Genomic DNA, 17,290 nt, shown 5'->3' with positions numbered 1-17,290 from the left:
GGGGGCTCGTCGCGCAGTTCCCCGCGCCCCTCAGGGGCACCGCCGCTCCACTCACCCGGCGGGCCGTGCCGCGACTCCTCGCGCGCTCGCCCCCGTTCAGGTGCGAAGAGTGTTTCCGCGCGTAGGCGCAGCGTCTCCGCCGATGCCTGTCGGCGTCGGGATCTGCCGTGGTGGGGTCCGCGGCGGTGTCGCGTGCGGACGTCGGAGGCCGGGCCGCGGCCCGGTCCGCTGGTGGCTGTCGTGGTCCGTGAAGCTGATCGAAGTGGCATGGGACGAGAATCGGGCACGAAGCCGCATCCCCGATGATCTTGGTGCATTCCCGGGGACTACCGCCCAGTTGTGGACAACTCCGTCACTCGACAGGGTCCACGAAGCCACCCCGGGCCGTAGGGCCGACCCGTCACCGAGGTGAGACGACCGCCCCCAGCAGCCCCGGCCCCGTGTGCGCCCCGATCACCGCTCCGACCTCGCTCACATGCAGGTCAGCCAGCCCGGGAACCCGTACCCTCAGCCGCTCCGCGAGCGCCGAGGCGCGGTCGGGGGCGGCGAGATGGTGGACGGCGATGTCGACCTGGGCGCTCCCGGCCCGGTCGGCCACGATCTCTTCCAGGCGGGCGATCGCCTTGGTGGCGGTGCGCACCTTCTCCCGGAGTTCGATGCGTCCGCCGTCCAGTTCGAGCAGTGGTTTGACGGCCAGCGCGGAGCCGAGCAACGCCTGCGCCGCCCCGATCCGGCCGCCCCGGCGGAGATAGTCGAGGGTGTCGACGTAGAAGTACGCGCACGTGCCCGCGGCCCGCTTCTCCGCCGCCGTGACCGCTTCGTCGACCGTGCCGCCCGCCTCCGCGGACTCGGCGGCGGCCAGTGCGCAGAAACCGAGGGCCATGGCGACCATCCCGGTGTCCACCACCCGCACGGGCACGGAGGCCTCGCGTGCGGCGAGGACCGCCGCGTCGTAGGTGCCCGAGAACTCGGAGGACAGATGCAGCGAGACGATGCCGGTCGCGCCGGACTCGGCGACACGGCGGTAGGTCTCGGCGAAGACCTCGGGGCTGGGCCGGGAGGTCGTGACGGGCCGCCGCTTCTGCAGGGCCAGTGCCAGCGAGCGGGCCGAGATCTCGGTGCCCTCTTCGAGCGCCTGGTCGCCGAGGACCACGGTCAGGGGCACCGCGGTGATGCCGTGGCGCTCCATCGTCCGGGGCGGCAGGTAGGCCGTTGAATCGGTGACGATCGCGACATGGCGGGACATGAGCTGGAGATTACCTGTCAGTGGACGTGGAAGGCAGCCCGGGCCCTGCCGCCCGCTGCCGGACCGGCGGTATCAAGTCGTGCTCTCCGGGCGGGGCTTCTTCTCCCAAGGGTAGGCGGCCCGCTGCCTGGGTGCGTCGATCGCGGCCCGGGTGGGCTCCTCGGCCCTGCGCGCCTCGGGGTTGTCCGGCCAGGTCTGCTGGTCGCCGGCGGCGCTCGGAGCCTCCGACCACGGCGGGGCGGACGCGGACCCGGCCCCGGCCGAGTCCGTCGTCCGCGCGGACGACGGCTGCGAAGTGGGAGTAGGAGTAGAAGATGGCGTGGGCGAGGGTTCCGTCGTCCAGTGCCGTAGCGCGCCCGCCTCCATGTCGATCTGGGTGCTCAGCGACTCCAGGTCGTCGCCACCGAAACGCTGGGCGCGGTCGCGCGCCGCCCAGCGCAGTGCGTCGGCCGATTTCGTTATCTGTTCCGTGCGCTCCCGCAGCGCGGGAAGCCGCTCGGCGAGACGCGCCCTGTCCGGTTCGCGCTCCAGCCGCTTCAACTCGCCGTCCAGTTCGTGGCCGTGCGCGCTGAGACGGTCGAAGAGCGCCAGTGACTCCTTCAGCGACGCGTCCTCGCCCACGCCCGCCTGCAGCGCTTCCTGGGTGGCCCGCATCGACGTGCGCAGGGAGAGGCGCAGCTGGGCGAGCTGGCCCAGGGATCCCGGCTGGGCGAAGGTCTTCGCCTTGAGGGTGGAGTCCTCCACCGTGCGGCGGGCCTGCGCGACGGTGCGGTCCACGCCCCGCTTCGCGGCGCCGACCACCTTCACCGTGGCGTACACGCCCAGTGCCACGAACAGCAAGAAGATCACCGCCACGATGGCGACCACGGCTTCCATGACGGTCCTCTCGGTGCTGCGTCCAGTGCGTGCGGGCCCGTCCAGCGCATGCGGGCTCTTCCACGCACTTGTGGGCTCTTTCACCGTAAACGGAAAAAGCAGGCCGAGGGTTCCAGCGGAACCCCCAACCTGCCCGTAGGGGAAGACCCCGAGCGGCCCACCACGGGCCGCCGCCCGGTGCTCACCTACGCCGGAACGATGTTCACCAGCTTCGGCGCCCGCACGATCACCTTGCGGATGCCCGCCCCGTCCAGCGCCGCGACCACCTTGTCGTCGGCCAGCGCCACCTTCTCCAGTTCCTCGTCCGAGATCGACGGGGAGACCTCCAGGCGGGCCTTGACCTTGCCCTTGATCTGGACGACGCAGGTCACGCTCTCGTCGACGGCGTACGCCGGGTCGGCGACCGGGAAGTCCCGGTGGACGACCGTGTCGGTGTGGCCCAGCTTGCGCCACAGCTCCTCGGCGATGTGCGGGGCCAGCGGCGCGACCAGCAGCACCAGCGACTCGGCCACGCTCCGCGGGATGGGACCGCCCGCCTTCGTCAGGTGGTTGTTCAGCTCGGTGACCTTGGCGATGGCGGTGTTGAAGCGCAGGCCTTCCAGGTCCTGGCGCACGCCGTCGATCGCCTTGTGCAGGACGCGCAGCGTGTCCGCGTCGATGTCGGCGTCCGGGACGTCGACGACGGTGACGTCACCGGTGGTCTCGTCGATCACGTTGCGCCACAGCCGCTGCAGCAGCCTGTACTGGCCCACCACCGCGCGCGTGTCCCACGGCCGCGACACGTCCAGGGGGCCCATCGCCATCTCGTACAGGCGCAGGGTGTCCGCCCCGTACTCGTCGCAGATCTCGTCCGGAGTGACCGCGTTCTTCAGGGACTTGCCCATCTTGCCCAGCAGCCGGGAGACCTTCTCGCCCTTGTAGTGGAAGGCGCCGTCGCGCTCCTCCACCTCGGCTGCCGGTACGGCGATGCCACGGCTGTCGCGGTACACGAAGGCCTGGATCATGCCCTGGTTGTACAGCTTGTGGAACGGCTCTGCCGAGGAGACGTGCCCCAGGTCGAACAGCACCTTGGACCAGAAGCGCGCGTACAGCAGGTGCAGCACGGCGTGTTCGGCGCCGCCGACGTACAGGTCGACACCGCCGTGCGGCTGGCCCTCGCGCGGGCCCATCCAGTACTTCTCGATCTCCGGGTCGACCAGCTTCTCGGAGTTGTGCGGGTCCAGGTAGCGCAGCTCGTACCAGCAGGAACCGGCCCAGTTGGGCATGGTGTTGGTCTCGCGGCGGTACGCGCGCGTGCCGCGGCCGTCGCCCAGGTCCAGCTCCACGTTGACCCAGTCCTCGTTGCGGGACAGCGGGGTCTCCGGGGACGTGTTCGCGTCGTCGGGGTCGAAGGTGCGCGGCGAGTAGTCCTCGACCTCCGGCAGCTCCAGAGGCAGCATCGACTCGGGCAGCGGGTGGGCGATGCCGTCCTCGTCGTAGACGATCGGGAAGGGCTCACCCCAGTAGCGCTGGCGGCTGAACAGCCAGTCGCGCAGCCGGAAGTTGACGGTGCCGTGGCCGACGTCCTTGCCCTCCAGCCACTCGGTGATGCGCTCCTTGGCCTCGGTGACGCCCAGGCCGTCCAGCGAGATGTCGCCGTTCGCGGAGTTGATGATCTTCGCGTCGTACGAGCCGAACGCGTTCTCCCACGTCGACGTGTCGGTGCCGCGGCCGTCGGTGGGCTCGACCACGCAGACGACCGGCAGCTCGAAGGCGCGCGCGAACTCGAAGTCGCGCTGGTCGCCCGCGGGGACCGCCATGATCGCGCCGGTGCCGTACCCCATCAGTACGTAGTCGGCGATGAAGACGGGGACCTGCTCGCCGTTGACCGGGTTCGTCGCGTACGAGCCGGTGAAGACGCCCGTCTTGTCCTTGGCCTCGGCCTGGCGCTCGACGTCCGACTTGGAGGCGGCCTGCGCGCGGTAGGCGGCGACGGCCTCGGACGGGCTGGCGTGGCCGCCCGTCCAGACGTCGTGGGTGCCCTCGGGCCAGGCGGCCGGGGTCAGCTTCTCGACCAGCGGGTGCTCGGGCGCCAGCACCATGTAGGTCGCGCCGAACAGGGTGTCCGGGCGGGTGGTGAAGACGGAGATCGCGTCGCCGTCGACGGGGAAGTCGACGCGGGCGCCCTCGGAGCGGCCGATCCAGTTGCGCTGCTGCAGCTTGATGGCCTCGGGCCAGTCCAGCGCGTCCAGGTCGTCCAGCAGCCGGTCGGCGTACGCGGTGATGCGCATGTTCCACTGGCGCAGCTTGGCCTTGAACACGGGGAAGTTGCCGCGCTCGGAGCGGCCGTCCGCGGTCACCTCCTCGTTCGCCAGGACGGTGCCCAGGCCGGGACACCAGTTGACGGGCGCCTCGGAGGCGTACGCCAGGCGGTACTCACCCAGGACGTCGGCGCGCTCCGCGTGAGACAGCTCACTCCAGATACGTCCGCCGGGCAGCGCGCGTTCACCGCTCTCGAACTTCGCCACCAGTTCGGCGATCGGACGGGCCCGGCCGGCCTCGGTGTCGTACCAGGAGTTGAAGATCTGCAGGAAGATCCACTGGGTCCACTTGTAGTAGTCCGGGTCGATCGTCGCGAAGGACCGGCGCTTGTCGTGACCCAGGCCCAGCGCGCGCAGCTGGGACTTCATGTTGGCGATGGCCGCCTCGGTGGTGATCCGGGGATGCTCGCCCGTCGACACGGCGTGCTGTTCGGCGGGCAGGCCGAACGCGTCGAAGCCCAGGGTGTGCAGGACGTTGTGGCCCGTCATGCGCTGGTACCGGGCGGTCACGTCGGTGGCGATGTATCCCAGGGGGTGACCGACGTGCAGGCCCGTACCGGAGGGGTACGGGAACATGTCCATGATGAACTTCTTGGGCTTGGCGACCTGCTGGGGATCCCCCGCCAGGTCACCGCTCGGGTTGGGAGCCTCGTACGTGCCCTCGGCGTCCCAGAAGTCCTGCCAGCGTGCCTCGATGTCAGCGGCCAGCGCGGCCGTGTAGCGGTGCGGCGCTGCCACCTCGGAAGCAGCGGTGTTCGTCTCGCTCATGATCCTCAAAGCTCCATCGATCGTCTCTGCCAGCGGCTCAGGAAATGAAAAAACCCCTCGCACAGGAGGGGGCGCCGCGCCGATGCCGGTCGCGGTTTTCCGACGACCGGAATTGATCAGCGCGGCTCACTAAGCAGAAGGCGTACGGCACGCATGGCGTCAGGGTACCGCAGCGGCCGAGCGGGCCGCGACGCGCTTTCGGCTACGCTCCGGCACTGAGTGTCGCTCCCCGCGCCGCACCGGCACACGCCGGACAAAGGTCAAAGGTTACTTCGCGTAAGGGCCGCTAAGGGACATCACAACTCCCTCGCCACCCTTTGATAACAGCGATATAACTCAAACCTCGTACTCCTCGGTATGCATCGACCTAGAGTGCGGCAGCGGGACCGCTTTCCCGAACTGTTCGGAGTTGCCCCATGAACTCTCGCCGCAACAACAGCACGCTCTCCCAGCCGAGTCGCTCGGTTCAGGGTGGAGTGATGGCTGCCGTTCTGCTGCTCATACCCGTCAGCGTCGTGGTCGGAGGTGACGCGTTCCGCGACTTCATCAACTTCGGCGCGGGCGTGCTGTCCCTCGTCGCCCTGACCTGCTCGGTCCTGTGGGGGCTGGTCGCCACCGACCGGGTCTTCCTCAACACCCGCCAGCGCCTGATAGCCCAGGCCGTGCACCGGACGACCGCGGTCAGTTCGGTCGGCTTCCTGGTGCTGCACGTCACGGTCAAGCTGTTCCTCGACCACGTCTCCGCGATCGCGGTCTTCGTCCCCTTCGGCCTGGGTGTCACCGGCACCGGCCAGCTCATCGGATTCGGCTCCCTGGCCGGCCTCCTGATGATCTTCACCGCCCTCACCGGCGCCCTGCGCAGCAGGTTCGCGTCCCCCGCCGAGGTCGCCGCCCGCTGGCGCGCGGTGCACATGCTGGCCTACCCCGCCTGGTGCGCGGCCCTGGTCCACGGCCTCTTCGCGGGCCGCGAGGCGAAGCCGGTCTTCGTGATCCTCTACAGCCTCGCCCTGGTCGCGGTCATGGGAGCACTCGGGCTTCGCGCGGCCCCCCTGTCGTTCAAGCGCAAGTTCGCCAAGCGGGTCCTGGCCCTGCTCGACAACGGCAACAACCGGGGCTTCCGCGAGGAGCCCCCGGCACGGCGTGCCCCGGAGGCCACGCGCGAGGCTCCGCGCGGCGGCGGCCGGCCCGGCTTCCCCGACCAGCCGGTCCCCCAGCAGCGCGGCGCCTCTCCCCAGCGCGCCGGCTTCCCGGACACCGCGTCCTTCACCGACACCGGGTCGCTCACCGACACCGGCGGTTTCGCGGCCGCCTACCGGGCCACGTCCAGCCCGCGCGCGCAGGACCCGCTGGCCGTCGACCCGACCCGGCCCATGCAGGTCCCGTTGGACATGCAGCCCACGCAGGCGATGCCCCGCACCGACGACGGCAGCGGTCCCCGCTGGCCGGCCCCCTCGCCGCCGCTCTACGAGGCCCCGCCGCGCACCGACGGTCCCAACTACGACACGGGCACGTTCACTCCCGTCTCGTACGACACTCCCCCGCCGGGCGCCTCGTACGGCGGAAGTGACTTGTACAACACCGGTGAGACGAACGACCCCCTCGGTACGTACAACCCGAATGACACGTACAACAGCGGTCCCGCCACTGAAACGCTGCCCGGTTCCTACGAGGCACCGAGCAACGGCGAACCCTGGAACGCGCCTTCCGGAGGCTTTTAGTGAACGAGGCCCTTCCCGACGTCCCCGAAGTCCGAGTGGTGGGCCTTCCCCAGCTCACCTCCGGTTTCGATCTCGTCGAGAGACTCGACCTGCCCATGCACCTGAAGGTGCACGGGCCGCTTGAGCCCATGGGCGGAGAGCAGCTCGCGCAGCTCTCCGAACGGATCAACCTGAAGGGCCGCGGCGGCGCGGGCTTCCCGTTCCACAAGAAGCTCCGGTCGGTCGCCGAGGCGGCGATCCGCCGGGGCGTACGGCCCGTGGTCGTCGTCAACGGCAGCGAGGACGAGCCCGCCTGCCGCAAGGACACGGTGATGATCAACCGTGCCCCGCATCTGATCCTGGACGGCGCCCTGCTGGTCGCGGAGGCCCTGGGCGCCCGCACCCTGGTCGTCGGAGTGACACGTGAATCCACCCAGCGGTCGATGGAGGCGGCGCTCTCCGAGCGCGGTCTGACCAACCGGCGCAACGCGACCATCCGCGCGCGGGTGCAGCGCAACCCGGTGCGGATGGTGACCGGAGCGGCCGCCTCCCTGGTCCGCTCCATCGACGGCGGCCCCGCGATCCCGCCGGGCCGCAAGACCAGCGCCTCACAGAACGGCGTCGGCGGCGCCCCCACCCTGCTGTCGAACGCCGAGACCTTCGCCCAGCTGGCGATCGCCGCCCGCATCGGCGCCGAGCGCTACGGGAACACCGGTCTGTACGACGAGCCCGGCACCGTCATGCTCACCGTCTCCGGGGCGGTCGCCCGGCCCATGGTGATCGAGGCCCCGACCGGTGTGCCGCTGCGCTACATCCTGCAGCTGGCCGGTGCCCCGCCCGTCCCGCAGGGCGTGCTGACCGGCGGCTACCACGGCAAGTGGCTGGACTCCGCGACGGTCAACGAGGCGATCGTCTCGCGCAACTCCCTGGACGCGGTGGGCGGCGCCCTCGGCGCCGGCGCGATCCTCCCGATCAGCCAGTCGACCTGCCCGCTGGGCGAGTCGCTGCGTGTGGCCCAGTGGCTGGCCGAGGAGAGCGCCGGCCAGTGCGGCCCCTGCTACCTAGGACTGCCGGCCGCGGCCCGCGGCATGGAGGACATCCTCAACGGCGGTGGTCCGGCCGCCCTGGAGGCGCTCAAGCAGGTCGCCAACGCCGTGAAGCGGCGCGGCGCGTGCTCGCACCCGGACGGCTCCGCGATGTTCCTGGAGTCGACCATCAAGGCCTTCACGGACGACCTGGCCGCCCATGTCCTCGGCAACGGCTGCGGACGGCCCGTGGAGGGCGTTCTGCCGCTCTTCGAGGGCGGCCAGCAGCCCACCGGCATCCCGGGCGGCCAGCCCGAGGAGGAGCAGGGTCCCAGCCGTCAGAAGATCTACGTCGACTGGACGCTCTGCCGCGGGCACGGTCTGTGCGCGGACATCCTCCCGGAGGTCTTCCAGCTGGGCGCCGACGGCTTCCCGACGGTCGCGCAGGCGGGCGTGCCCCGCTACGCGGAGGCGAAGGCGCTGCGGGCCGTACGACGCTGCCCGGCGCTCGCCCTGCGCCTGGAGGAGGACACCCGCGGAGCGGCCCCCCGGCAGAACCTGCCCGCCGTGCGCGAGGGCGGCGGAGGCGGCCGTCGCGCGCTGGGCCGCGGTCGCTGACGACCTGACGACCACCTGACCCACCGGCGGCCCGGCAACCCGGGCCGCCGCACCCGTACACCTGTGTACGCCGGTGCACGGCGACCTCAGGACACGAAGAAGCGGGCCATCCTGATCGGATGGCCCGCTTCATCTGCTGTGGAGCTAAGGAGAATTGAACTCCTGACCTCCTGCATGCCATGCAGGCGCTCTACCAACTGAGCTATAGCCCCTTGCGGTGTCCCACCGGGTCTCCCCGGCGGCGACGCCAACATTACCGGTCCCTCCGCGCACCACCAAATCGTTTCCCGGTCACCGCTCCGGCCCAGGCCGCCCCGGCCGGATCAGGCCGTGGCGAACGAGTAGAAGCGCTTGAGCGTGCAGTGCTCGTCGAGCAGCCGGCCGTAGATCGGCTCGCCCTCCAGCTCGCGGTACGTCTCGATGGGATCGCCTTTTATGATCAGCGCCCGCGCGCATTCCTCGCACCAGTACTGGTAGTCGTGGTTGACCGGTTCCATGTCGCGGACGATCGGCGTACCACTGCCGCACCAATCGCACTTTCGCCTGTGCGCACCCATCGATCAGCTCCAGCTGTGGCCGCAGGCCGTGCACACGTAGGGAACTCCTCCGTTGTCGCCGAGGACTTGGGCAACGTGGGCCGAAGCGCGGGAAGGGCGGTCGAGGCGCGTGATCGGGTCCCGTACCACCTCGGATTCGGAAAGGTCGTCGACCTTCCCGAGGATGCTCGCTGGCATCGCCACTCCCTCCCGTCGGGTCGCGCCCCCTTCCGGCCGTTTGATTCTGCCACGGCCGGAGCAATACGGTCAGCGACGCCTTCGTACCAGTCCGGACACGGCACCTGCCGCAGTGGGCGCGGCCAGCGCAAACGACGAGTAGTGCGTCCGAAGAGGTATACGCCCGGAGAGGCCCAAGTGACTCAACACGCCGCGAAGACAGGTCAAACGAAAGATCCCGCCCCCTGACGGGGACGGGATCATCTACCTGTGGAGCTAAGGAGAATTGAACTCCTGACCTCCTGCATGCCATGCAGGCGCTCTACCAACTGAGCTATAGCCCCTTGCGGTGTCCCTGCCGCTTTCCCGGCGGCGGAACAAGAGAAACTTTAGCCTGCGACCAGCCGGAAAGTGAAATCCGGTGCGGAGGGGTACCGGGACAAGATCCTCCGGCCTGCGCGGGCGGACCCACGCGTGCCGGCCGGAGGTCCTAGTCGTCGTCGCCCAGTACCGGCTCCGGCAGGGTTCCCGCGTTGTGCTCCAGGAGGCGCCAGCCGCGCGCGCCCTCGCCGAGGACGGACCAGCAGCAGTTGGACAGGCCGCCGAGGCTTTCCCAGTGCTGCGACTCCAGACCGAGGAGGCGGCCGATGGTGGTGCGGATGGTGCCGCCGTGGCTGACGACCACGAGGGTGCCGTCGTCGGGCAGCTTCTCGGCGTGCCGGAGCACCACGGGGGCCGCCCGGTCGGCGACCTCGGTCTCCAGTTCGCCGCCGCCCCGGCGGACCGGCTCGCCGCGCTTCCAGCCCGCGTACTGGTCGCCGTACCGCGCGATGATCTCCTCGTGCGTCAGGCCCTGCCAGAGGCCCGCGTAGGTCTCGCGCAGGCCCTCGTCGTGCGTCACGTCGAGGCCGGTGAGCGCGGACAGCTCGGCCGCGGTGTTCGCCGCCCGCTTCAGGTCCGAGGCGACGATCGCGTCGGGCTTCAGGGACGCGAGCAGCCGGGCGGCGCGGCGGGCCTGGCCCACGCCGGTCTCGGTCAGCTCGACGTCCGTGGTGCCCTGGAAGCGGCGCTCCACGTTCCACAGCGTCTGGCCGTGGCGCCACAGAATGACGCGCCGCCCGCGGCCGGCCCTCCGTCCGGCGTCCGACAGCGGCTTGTCGTCCGCCGCCGGACGCTCCGAGCCGGCGGTCATCGAAGTTCTCCGCGCAGCTCCGCGTCGTCCTCCGCGTCCTGGAGCTCGGCGTGCTCGGCGGCCTTGCCGCGGGTGGCCTTGGCGTCGGCGGGCAGGTCCAGCTCGGGGCAGTCCTTCCAGAGCCGCTCCAGCGCGTAGAACACGCGCTCCTCGCTGTGCTGGACGTGCACGACGATGTCGACGTAGTCCAGCAGGATCCAGCGGGCGTCGCGGTCGCCCTCACGGCGCACCGGCTTCGTGCCGAGCTCCTTGTTCAGGCGCTCCTCGATCTCGTCGACGATCGACTTGACCTGGCGGTCGTTGGGCGCGGAGGCCAGCAGGAAGGCGTCCGTGATCGACAGCACGTCGCTGACGTCGTACGCGATGATGTCGTGCGCGAGCTTGTCGGCGGCCGCCTGCGCGGCGGTGGTGATGAGCTCGACAGAACGGTCAGTGGCGGTCACTACAAGGCTTTCCGTAGGCGGTCAGGAACCCCGGGGGGTCATACCCCAAGGGTCTCACGGACCGCCGACGGCGCCCCACGCGTTGAACGGATCACCCGGCGGGCCCGGGACGCATCAGCCCGTGGGCCCGTGGGGTGATGCGTCCGGGGACTATTCGCCCACCTTGTAGTCCTGGCCCAGCACCACCGACACGTCCGCGTTCGAGGTGACCTTGCCCTTCTTCACGGAGGTCGTAGGCAGGCCGAGTGTCTTGGCCACCTCCGCCGCGTCCTCCTTCTTGGCGGCGTCGGCGTATGTGATCTCGGACACCGCCTGCGCGGTGTCGGCCGTACCGCCGTCGACGAAGGTGTAGCCGCCGTTGAGCAGCACGACCCTGGCCTTCTCCGTGGCGTCCTCGTCGGCCGTGGCGTTGCGGATGCCGACCTGGACGGCGGCGCCCTTCTCCGGGCTCCTGGCGGCACCGCCGAGCACGTCCTTGACCACGCTGTCGCTCGCCTGCGCGCTGAGCCTGCCGTCGCTCTGGACGGGCAGCAGGGCGGTCTTGAAGTCGCCTTCCTTGGCGCGGTCCGCGAGCTTGGCGAGGAACGCGCCCAGATCCTTGTCGGTGAGCGAGGGGTCGAGGATCTGCGCGAGCGTCTGCACGGTGGTCGTGGCGGCCTGCTCGTCGGACGACAGCTTGCGCAGCACGGCCTGCATGACCTGTCCGAACCGCTGCAGCTGCGCGTTCTGCGACTCCCCGGAGGCGCGGTACGTGGCGTACGCGACGGCCATCTTGCCGCTGAGCGTCTGCTGCTCGCCCTTCTTGACGAGGGCCGCCTCGCCCTTCTTCTTCGCCTCGGGGTCCGGCACGTCCGCGTCGGTGTCGATGTCGATGTTGCCGACGAGTTCGACCAGGTTGTTCAGGTACGGGGTGTCGAGGCGCCAGGTGCCCTCGATGTCCGTGCCGAGGACGGTGTCGAGTTCGTCGCGCGTCCCCGAGGAACCGTCGTCGTCGACCGACTTGGAGAGGGTGGTCGCGCCGCCGTCGTCGTCCGTCAGGGCCAGGGAGTTGGGCAGCAGGACCGTGGTGCCCTGCTTCGTGGTGGTGTTGTTGACGAGCAGGGCCGTCGAGGTGCCGCTGCCCTTGGTGTTGTGCAGGTGGACGACGATCACGTCGCGTTTCTGGGCGCCCGCCGCGGTGGTCGTGCCGCCCTTCGCCTCCGACGAGGACCCGGGCAGCTTCCCGGCGAACCAGAGATAGCCCGCCCCGCCCACCACGACCAGCGCCAGCACGACGACGAGGGCGACCACCCGGCCGCGCGCGCGGCGCTTGGCCTCCTCGCGCCGCTCGGTGCGGTTCTCGGTGAACTTGAGCCAGTCGATGACGTCCTCGGACTGCTCGGGCTGCTCCTCGACGAACGCGAACTGCTCGGTGCGGTAGTCGGGTTCACCCGCCCGCTCGTCGCCCTCCGGCGGTGCGGGGGCGGGTGCGGGAGCGGCAGCCGGGTCCTTCGCGGGGCCCGCCTGCTGGGGGATGTAGGCGGTCTGCTCGGGGACCTGGGGCTGCTGTCGTCCGGTGTCATGGGGCGCCACAGGTTGCTGCTGACCGGTGTCATAGGACACCACGGGCGCCGTCTGCTGCCCGCCCGTGTGCTGACCCGCCTGATGTCCTGTCTGCTGCCCCGCCTGCTGACCCGACGCGTACGGGTCGTAGCCGTAGCCCTGCCCGTACCCCTGCTGCCCGTAGTCCTGGCCGTAGTCCTGGCTGTAGCCCTGCTGCCCGTAATCCTGCGCGGGCGCCTGCCCCGGAACCTGTCCCTGCGCCTGTCCCTGCGCCTGCGCCTGTCCCTGTCCGCCGTAGGGGTCGTACGAGCCGTACTCGTCCTGTTGCGGAGAGTACTGAGGGTGCTGCGGAGACTGCCCCGGCTGCGGTACCTGCCGGTACACGGGCTGCCCGAACTCGTCGTAGCCGACGAGTTCGTACTGGTCGCCTCCGTACCCAGCGTCGTATCGGTCGTTCACCGGTGCCCCTCTCGGCTCACTCGCCGCGGTACAGCTCACGCTTGTCGATGTAGCGCACCACACCGTCCGGCACCAGGTACCAGACCGGGTCGCCCTTCGCGACCCGGACCCGGCAGTCCGTGGACGAGATGGCGAGCGCGGGGACCTCGACGAGCGAGACACCGCCCTCGGGCAGACCGGTGTCGGTCAGTATGTGGCCGGGCCGGGTGACCCCGATGAAGTGCGCGAGGGAGAACAGCTCGTCGTGGTCGCGCCAGGTGAGGATCTGGCCGAGCGCGTCGGCGCCGGTGATGAAGAAGAGGTCCGTGTCGGGGTTGAGCATGCGCAGGTCGCGCAGCGTGTCCGTGGTGTAGGTCGGACCGCCGCGGTCGATGTCGATGCGGCTCACGGAGAACTGCGGGTTCTCGGCGGTCGAGATGACCGTCATCAGGTAGCGGTCCTCGGCCGGCGAGACCTTGCGGTCGGTCTTCTGCCACGGCTGCCCGGTCGGTACGAACACCACCTCGTCGAGGTGGAACCGCGCGGCGACCTCACTGGCGGCCACGAGGTGTCCGTGATGGATCGGGTCGAACGTTCCGCCCATGACACCGAGGCGGCGCTTGCCCGGGTTCGACGGTCCGTTACCCGTGCCACGCCGTACGTCGTGTGTCACGACGCCCGCCGGACCGGTAGGCATGTCCTGCTCTCCCATGCGTGCAGACCCTACCGGCCCGGACGGCGGGCTCTGTCGCGCGGCCGTCAGCGGTCCCGGTTGAAGCGGGTGGTGATCCACAGCAGCAGCAGGAGGGCGAGAAAGGCTCCACCGCCGACGAACAGGGGGTTCAGGCTCTCGTGGTTGCCACCGTGCTCCTCGCCCTCGGCGGCAAGTGTGACCAACTGGGCAGCGGTGCTGTGGAAGCTCATCTTCAGCAGGACCTATCCGATGGGGGCGATGTGGGCGGGGTAAAGACTCCGCACATCGTAAGCGGGTGCCCTCTCCCGCATCACTCCGACTCCGCCGTTGGGGAGTTCGGCTCCACCGGGCCGGGAACCTTCCGCGGGGTCTCAGTCGTCCCGTTTGTAGCCGCGCAGAAGGAACCAGGCGGCCAGCCCACATCCGACGACCATCACGATCAGCACGATGCGGAGGAGATTGCCCGCCCCTTGCTCCTGGGCGGCATTCGCGGCCTCGACCAGCCACGATCCGGGGGAATGCTCCATTGACGTACTACTCCTCGACGTACTGCTCCTTCGCTGTACTGCCCGTCCAAGGTATCTCCGCCTAGGCTGGTCCCCGCCTTGGGGGCACAGAAGGCAACCAAACGCATGGGGGACCACATGCCAGAAGAAAGCCACGAGAACGTACCGAGCAGGCAGCGCAGGCGCTTCGAGGGGATCTCCTCCCGGGCGTACGAGCACCCCGCGGACCGCTCGGCCCTGGTCGCCCTGCGCAAGCTCACCGGCTTCGACACGGTCTTCAAGGCGCTCAGCGGCCTGCTCCCGGAGCGCAGCCTGAGGCTGCTGTTCCTGTCGGACTCGGTGCGTGTCTCGGACGCCCAGTTCGCCCATTTGAACGTGATGCTGCGCGACGCCTGCTACATCCTGGACCTCGACAAGGTCCCGCCGATGTACGTGACCCAGGACCCTAAGCCGAACGCGATGTGCATCGGCCTGGACGAGCCGATCATCGTCGTCACCACGGGGCTCGTCGAGCTGCTCGACGAGGAGGAGATGCGGGCGGTCATCGGCCACGAGGTGGGCCACGCGCTGTCCGGCCACTCCGTCTACCGCACGATCCTGCTGTTCCTCACGAGTCTCGCCCTGCGCGTGGCGTGGATCCCCCTCGGCAACCTCGCGATCATGGCGATCGTGACCGCCCTGCGCGAGTGGTTCCGCAAGTCCGAGCTGTCGGCGGACCGTGCGGGACTGCTGGTCGGCCAGGACCTGCGGGCCTCGATGCGCGGCCTGATGAAGATCGCGGGCGGCAACCACCTGCACGAGATGAACGTGGACGCGTTCCTCGCCCAGGCCGAGGAGTACGAGGCCGGCGGCGACCTCCGCGACTCCGTCCTCAAGATCCTGAACGTGATGCCCCGCTCCCACCCCTTCACCACGGTCCGGGCGGCCGAGCTGAAGAAGTGGGCGGAGTCCCGCGACTACCAGCGCATCATGGACGGCCACTACCCGCGGCGCGACGAGGACGGCGACACCTCGGTCACGGACTCCTTCCGCCAGTCGGCGGCGAGCTACGCCACCGACGTGAAGAACTCCAAGGACCCGCTGATGAAGCTGGTCAGCGACATCGCGGGCGGCGCGGGCGACCTGGGCGGCCGAGTACGCCGAGGCTTCGGCGGCTTCGCCACCGGCAGCAGCACGAGCAGCACCACGAAGGACGCCCCGCCCAAGGACACCCCGGAGGACACACCCCCGCCCGGCACCCCCTGACGAACCGGCGCCCCTGGGGTGGCGCCCCGGTCGGGGCGCCACCCCAGGGGCGCGGGGAACTGCGCGACCGGCCCCCACCGAACCCGCAGATCACCACCGTGCTCCCGGCCTACGGCCCGCACAACGCTGGGCTCGGCTCAAAGCTTCGGCTGCGCGCTGGCCGCCAAAGACCCGCACAGCGCCGTGGCACTACCCGTGGCGAACGGATCCGTCCCGGCCGGCCCACCCGCCCGCGCCGTCTCCCCCGCGAGCAGCGGCCGCAACTGGTTCGTCGCGTCCTCCGCACAGGCCAGCGGCCCGGCCTGGACGTAGGAGACGAGCAGTTCGGCCTGGTGCATCCGCAGATCGTCCCGGTCGAACCGGAAGTGCAGCTCGCGCCGGACGGTGAACAGCGAGGCCTCGGCCTTCTCGTCGGAGCCGCTCGGCCGCAGCGCGTACACGAAGGTGTGGTCGGCGCTGACCTCAAGCGTGTCGGAGTCCGTCTCGGCGGCGGTCAGCGTGCCCTGCACCCTGACCTTCGTGTCGGCCAGCTCGGTCTGCGCCGGGTCGAAGCGCACCAGCCACCCGGTGGGCGCGTGCCGCCCGTCCGCCGTGGGGCTCCGGAAGCTCTGGTCGAACTGGTCGAGCTGCTGCGGGTCGAGCAGGATCCGCACCGACCGGCTGGCACCGCCGGTGAGGACGTCCGGGTCGAGCGCCGACTCGACGAGGTAGTCCTTCGCCGTGGTCAGCGCGGTGACGATCTGGCTGTCGGAGAAGTGCGCGGTGCGCCGCGAGGCGGGCAGCGTGATCCCGTCGGCGCCTATGCGGAACTGGTCGGCGGGACTGTGCGCGTACAGGGCCTCCACATCGGCCGAACCGGGCACGCGGCTCTGGGGCGCGAGCGGTATCACCGTCATGCGCAGGGGTTCGGGATGCTTCGCGACGGGGGTCTGGTACGGATGACGTACGCCCATGTAGATCGCCGTGCCGAACGCGACGGCGATCAGGACGACGAGGACCAGGGCCTGCCGGGAGAGACCCCGGCGCATCGGGGGGCGGCGGCGGACGGCCGGGGTGTGGTCGCCGATCCGCTCCTGCGCGGAGAACTCCTGGAGGCGGGCAGCACGGACGAACGATTCGTCGAAGACGACGGACCGGTACTCCTCCTCGCCCCCGCCGGGTACACCCTCGGATGTCCCCTCCGGTGGGTCTCCAGGACTGCCCATACTTTCAGAGTAGGTCTCCTGGACCTCAGGTAAACGCCCTGCTACACGACAAGTTCTGACAGGTTCTCACCAGATTTCCCATCAACTCCCGGAGCAGCCCGGCACGCTGCGGGAGAGCCGTTTCAAACCTGTTCCGGCCCTTGTCCCGACCAGAACCGTCACGGCGTGCGAGGCACCGCCGAGGCGGCCGGCGGGGAGTAGTCGGCGGAGGCCGAGGGGCCCACACCACCGCCCTGTTCGAGTCCGGTGGAGGCGGGCGGCGGGACCTGGTCCCCGCTGCTCGACGAGGCGCCCCGGTAGACCGCCGCGAAGGCCAGCGCGACCATGCCGACGCCCATCACGAGGGCGAGCATCCAGGCCACCGGGCGGTGCCAGCGGGCCTGCTTGCCGTAGGTGCCGGGGTGGCCGTAGCGGCCGTGGAGGACGTCCCGGTCGTCCAGCTCGGGGTCGTGGCCGAAATCGCCCGGCCCGTCGGGGCCGAACCCGTCCTCGAAGAGCTCGTCGTCCCCGCGCAGGCCCCGGGTGCGCGCTCGGCGGGCCTCGGCCTCGGAGGCCTCCGCTCTCGCCTGCGCGGCGGCCAGGAGACGCTCCACGGCGGTCGGCTCGTGCACCGTCGCCGCCCGTACGAAGGACTCGTCGAAGACCACGGAGGCGAACTCTTCGTCCGCACCCCCGCGGTCGCGGTCGTCGTCGGGCTCCCAGCCGTCAGGGAACGGCGTGCCCCCCACGTCCTCCGGCACGGATCCAGAGTAGACCGGGGTGGTCAATTTGGGCAGACGGTA

15 protein-coding genes and 2 tRNA genes are annotated in these 17,290 nt (G+C 70.3%); 3 read left to right on the top strand and 14 right to left on the bottom strand.

Annotation, left to right across the window (positions count from 1 at the left end; translation table 11 throughout):
* Positions 1-400: 400 nt before the first annotated feature.
* The 3 genes from C6Y14_RS10740 to leuS form a co-directional block, all read right to left on the bottom strand.
* Positions 401-1,246: a DegV family protein gene (locus tag C6Y14_RS10740; RefSeq protein ID WP_107016303.1), complete on the bottom strand. Its 846-nt coding sequence runs from the start codon at positions 1,244-1,246 to the stop codon at positions 401-403.
* A gap of 72 nt (positions 1,247-1,318) precedes the next feature.
* On the bottom strand, positions 1,319-2,122 hold the full coding sequence (locus tag C6Y14_RS10735; RefSeq protein ID WP_107016302.1) for a hypothetical protein: 804 nt from the start codon (positions 2,120-2,122) through the stop codon (positions 1,319-1,321).
* 185 nt (positions 2,123-2,307) lie between these two features.
* Entirely contained in the window at positions 2,308-5,190 is a 2,883-nt protein-coding gene (gene leuS / locus C6Y14_RS10730; protein ID WP_107016301.1) for a leucine--tRNA ligase, read from the bottom strand.
* A gap of 479 nt (positions 5,191-5,669) precedes the next feature.
* Here leuS and C6Y14_RS10725 point away from each other — a divergent pair, with 479 nt between their 5' ends.
* Positions 5,670-6,908 (top strand): ferric reductase-like transmembrane domain-containing protein, encoded by a 1,239-nt coding sequence (locus C6Y14_RS10725; RefSeq protein WP_107016300.1) that lies wholly within the window; start codon positions 5,670-5,672, stop codon positions 6,906-6,908.
* Positions 6,908-8,530 carry an NADH-quinone oxidoreductase subunit NuoF family protein gene (locus C6Y14_RS10720; protein ID WP_107016299.1) on the top strand — a complete coding sequence of 541 codons (1,623 nt, stop codon included), beginning with the start codon at positions 6,908-6,910 and terminating at the stop codon, positions 8,528-8,530. The genes C6Y14_RS10725 and C6Y14_RS10720 overlap by 1 nt, the downstream gene beginning before the upstream one ends.
* Before the next feature lie 139 nt (positions 8,531-8,669).
* Here C6Y14_RS10720 and C6Y14_RS10715 read toward each other — a convergent pair.
* The 9 genes from C6Y14_RS10715 to C6Y14_RS44485 form a co-directional block, all read right to left on the bottom strand.
* Positions 8,670-8,742: transfer RNA gene (locus tag C6Y14_RS10715), tRNA-Ala, on the bottom strand.
* Positions 8,743-8,853: 111 nt separating this feature from the next.
* Complete coding sequence (locus C6Y14_RS10710; RefSeq protein WP_010986886.1) at positions 8,854-9,087, bottom strand: hypothetical protein; 234 nt, start codon at positions 9,085-9,087, stop codon at positions 8,854-8,856.
* 427 nt (positions 9,088-9,514) lie between these two features.
* Positions 9,515-9,587, bottom strand: a tRNA-Ala gene (locus C6Y14_RS10705).
* 146 nt (positions 9,588-9,733) lie between these two features.
* On the bottom strand, positions 9,734-10,435 hold the full coding sequence (locus tag C6Y14_RS10700) for a histidine phosphatase family protein (RefSeq protein ID WP_225890995.1): 702 nt from the start codon (positions 10,433-10,435) through the stop codon (positions 9,734-9,736).
* Entirely contained in the window at positions 10,432-10,878 is a 447-nt protein-coding gene (gene rsfS / locus C6Y14_RS10695; RefSeq protein ID WP_107016298.1) for a ribosome silencing factor, read from the bottom strand. The genes C6Y14_RS10700 and rsfS overlap by 4 nt, the downstream gene beginning before the upstream one ends.
* Positions 10,879-11,028: 150 nt before the next feature.
* Positions 11,029-12,879: an LCP family protein gene (locus tag C6Y14_RS10690; protein WP_107016297.1), complete on the bottom strand. Its 1,851-nt coding sequence runs from the start codon at positions 12,877-12,879 to the stop codon at positions 11,029-11,031.
* 16 nt (positions 12,880-12,895) lie between these two features.
* Positions 12,896-13,570 (bottom strand): nicotinate-nucleotide adenylyltransferase, encoded by a 675-nt coding sequence (gene nadD / locus C6Y14_RS10685; RefSeq protein ID WP_107016296.1) that lies wholly within the window; start codon positions 13,568-13,570, stop codon positions 12,896-12,898.
* Between the two features lie 47 nt (positions 13,571-13,617).
* Positions 13,618-13,782: a hypothetical protein gene (locus C6Y14_RS44490; RefSeq protein ID WP_199854695.1), complete on the bottom strand. Its 165-nt coding sequence runs from the start codon at positions 13,780-13,782 to the stop codon at positions 13,618-13,620.
* Positions 13,783-13,923: 141 nt separating this feature from the next.
* Positions 13,924-14,079, bottom strand: a complete 156-nt coding sequence (locus C6Y14_RS44485; RefSeq protein ID WP_199854694.1) for a hypothetical protein — start codon at positions 14,077-14,079, stop codon at positions 13,924-13,926.
* Between the two features lie 117 nt (positions 14,080-14,196).
* On the opposite strand from C6Y14_RS44485, the gene C6Y14_RS10680 reads away from it, so the two are divergent.
* Positions 14,197-15,303: a M48 family metallopeptidase gene (locus C6Y14_RS10680; RefSeq protein WP_404828753.1), complete on the top strand. Its 1,107-nt coding sequence runs from the start codon at positions 14,197-14,199 to the stop codon at positions 15,301-15,303.
* Positions 15,304-15,440: 137 nt separating this feature from the next.
* On the opposite strand, the gene C6Y14_RS10675 is transcribed toward C6Y14_RS10680, so the two are convergent.
* On the bottom strand, positions 15,441-16,508 hold the full coding sequence (locus tag C6Y14_RS10675) for an SCO2583 family membrane protein (RefSeq protein WP_107016294.1): 1,068 nt from the start codon (positions 16,506-16,508) through the stop codon (positions 15,441-15,443).
* 158 nt (positions 16,509-16,666) lie between these two features.
* Positions 16,667-17,248: an SCO2584 family spore wall biosynthesis protein gene (locus C6Y14_RS10670; protein ID WP_107016293.1), complete on the bottom strand. Its 582-nt coding sequence runs from the start codon at positions 17,246-17,248 to the stop codon at positions 16,667-16,669.
* Between the last annotated feature and the right edge of the window lie 42 nt (positions 17,249-17,290).

It is taken from the genome of Streptomyces dioscori, assembly GCF_003024195.1.
GTDB classification, from domain to species: Bacteria; Actinomycetota; Actinomycetes; order Streptomycetales; family Streptomycetaceae; genus Streptomyces; species Streptomyces dioscori.
The sequence above is the reverse complement of the archived record's forward strand: the minus strand, read 5'-3'. Positions and strand labels throughout refer to the sequence as shown.

Coding starts and splice junctions, on each gene's coding strand:
- C6Y14_RS10740 (WP_107016303.1), bottom strand. CDS start 1,246: ATGTCCCGCCATGTCGCGATCGTCACCGATTCAACGGCCTACCTGCCG.
- C6Y14_RS10735 (WP_107016302.1), bottom strand. CDS start 2,122: ATGGAAGCCGTGGTCGCCATCGTGGCGGTGATCTTCTTGCTGTTCGTG.
- leuS (WP_107016301.1), bottom strand. CDS start 5,190: ATGAGCGAGACGAACACCGCTGCTTCCGAGGTGGCAGCGCCGCACCGC.
- C6Y14_RS10725 (WP_107016300.1), top strand. CDS start 5,670: ATGGCTGCCGTTCTGCTGCTCATACCCGTCAGCGTCGTGGTCGGAGGT.
- C6Y14_RS10710 (WP_010986886.1), bottom strand. CDS start 9,087: ATGGGTGCGCACAGGCGAAAGTGCGATTGGTGCGGCAGTGGTACGCCG.
- C6Y14_RS10700 (WP_225890995.1), bottom strand. CDS start 10,435: ATGACCGCCGGCTCGGAGCGTCCGGCGGCGGACGACAAGCCGCTGTCG.
- nadD (WP_107016296.1), bottom strand. CDS start 13,570: ATGGGAGAGCAGGACATGCCTACCGGTCCGGCGGGCGTCGTGACACAC.
- C6Y14_RS44490 (WP_199854695.1), bottom strand. CDS start 13,782: ATGAGCTTCCACAGCACCGCTGCCCAGTTGGTCACACTTGCCGCCGAG.
- C6Y14_RS44485 (WP_199854694.1), bottom strand. CDS start 14,079: ATGGAGCATTCCCCCGGATCGTGGCTGGTCGAGGCCGCGAATGCCGCC.
- C6Y14_RS10680 (WP_404828753.1), top strand. CDS start 14,197: ATGCCAGAAGAAAGCCACGAGAACGTACCGAGCAGGCAGCGCAGGCGC.
- C6Y14_RS10675 (WP_107016294.1), bottom strand. CDS start 16,508: ATGGGCAGTCCTGGAGACCCACCGGAGGGGACATCCGAGGGTGTACCC.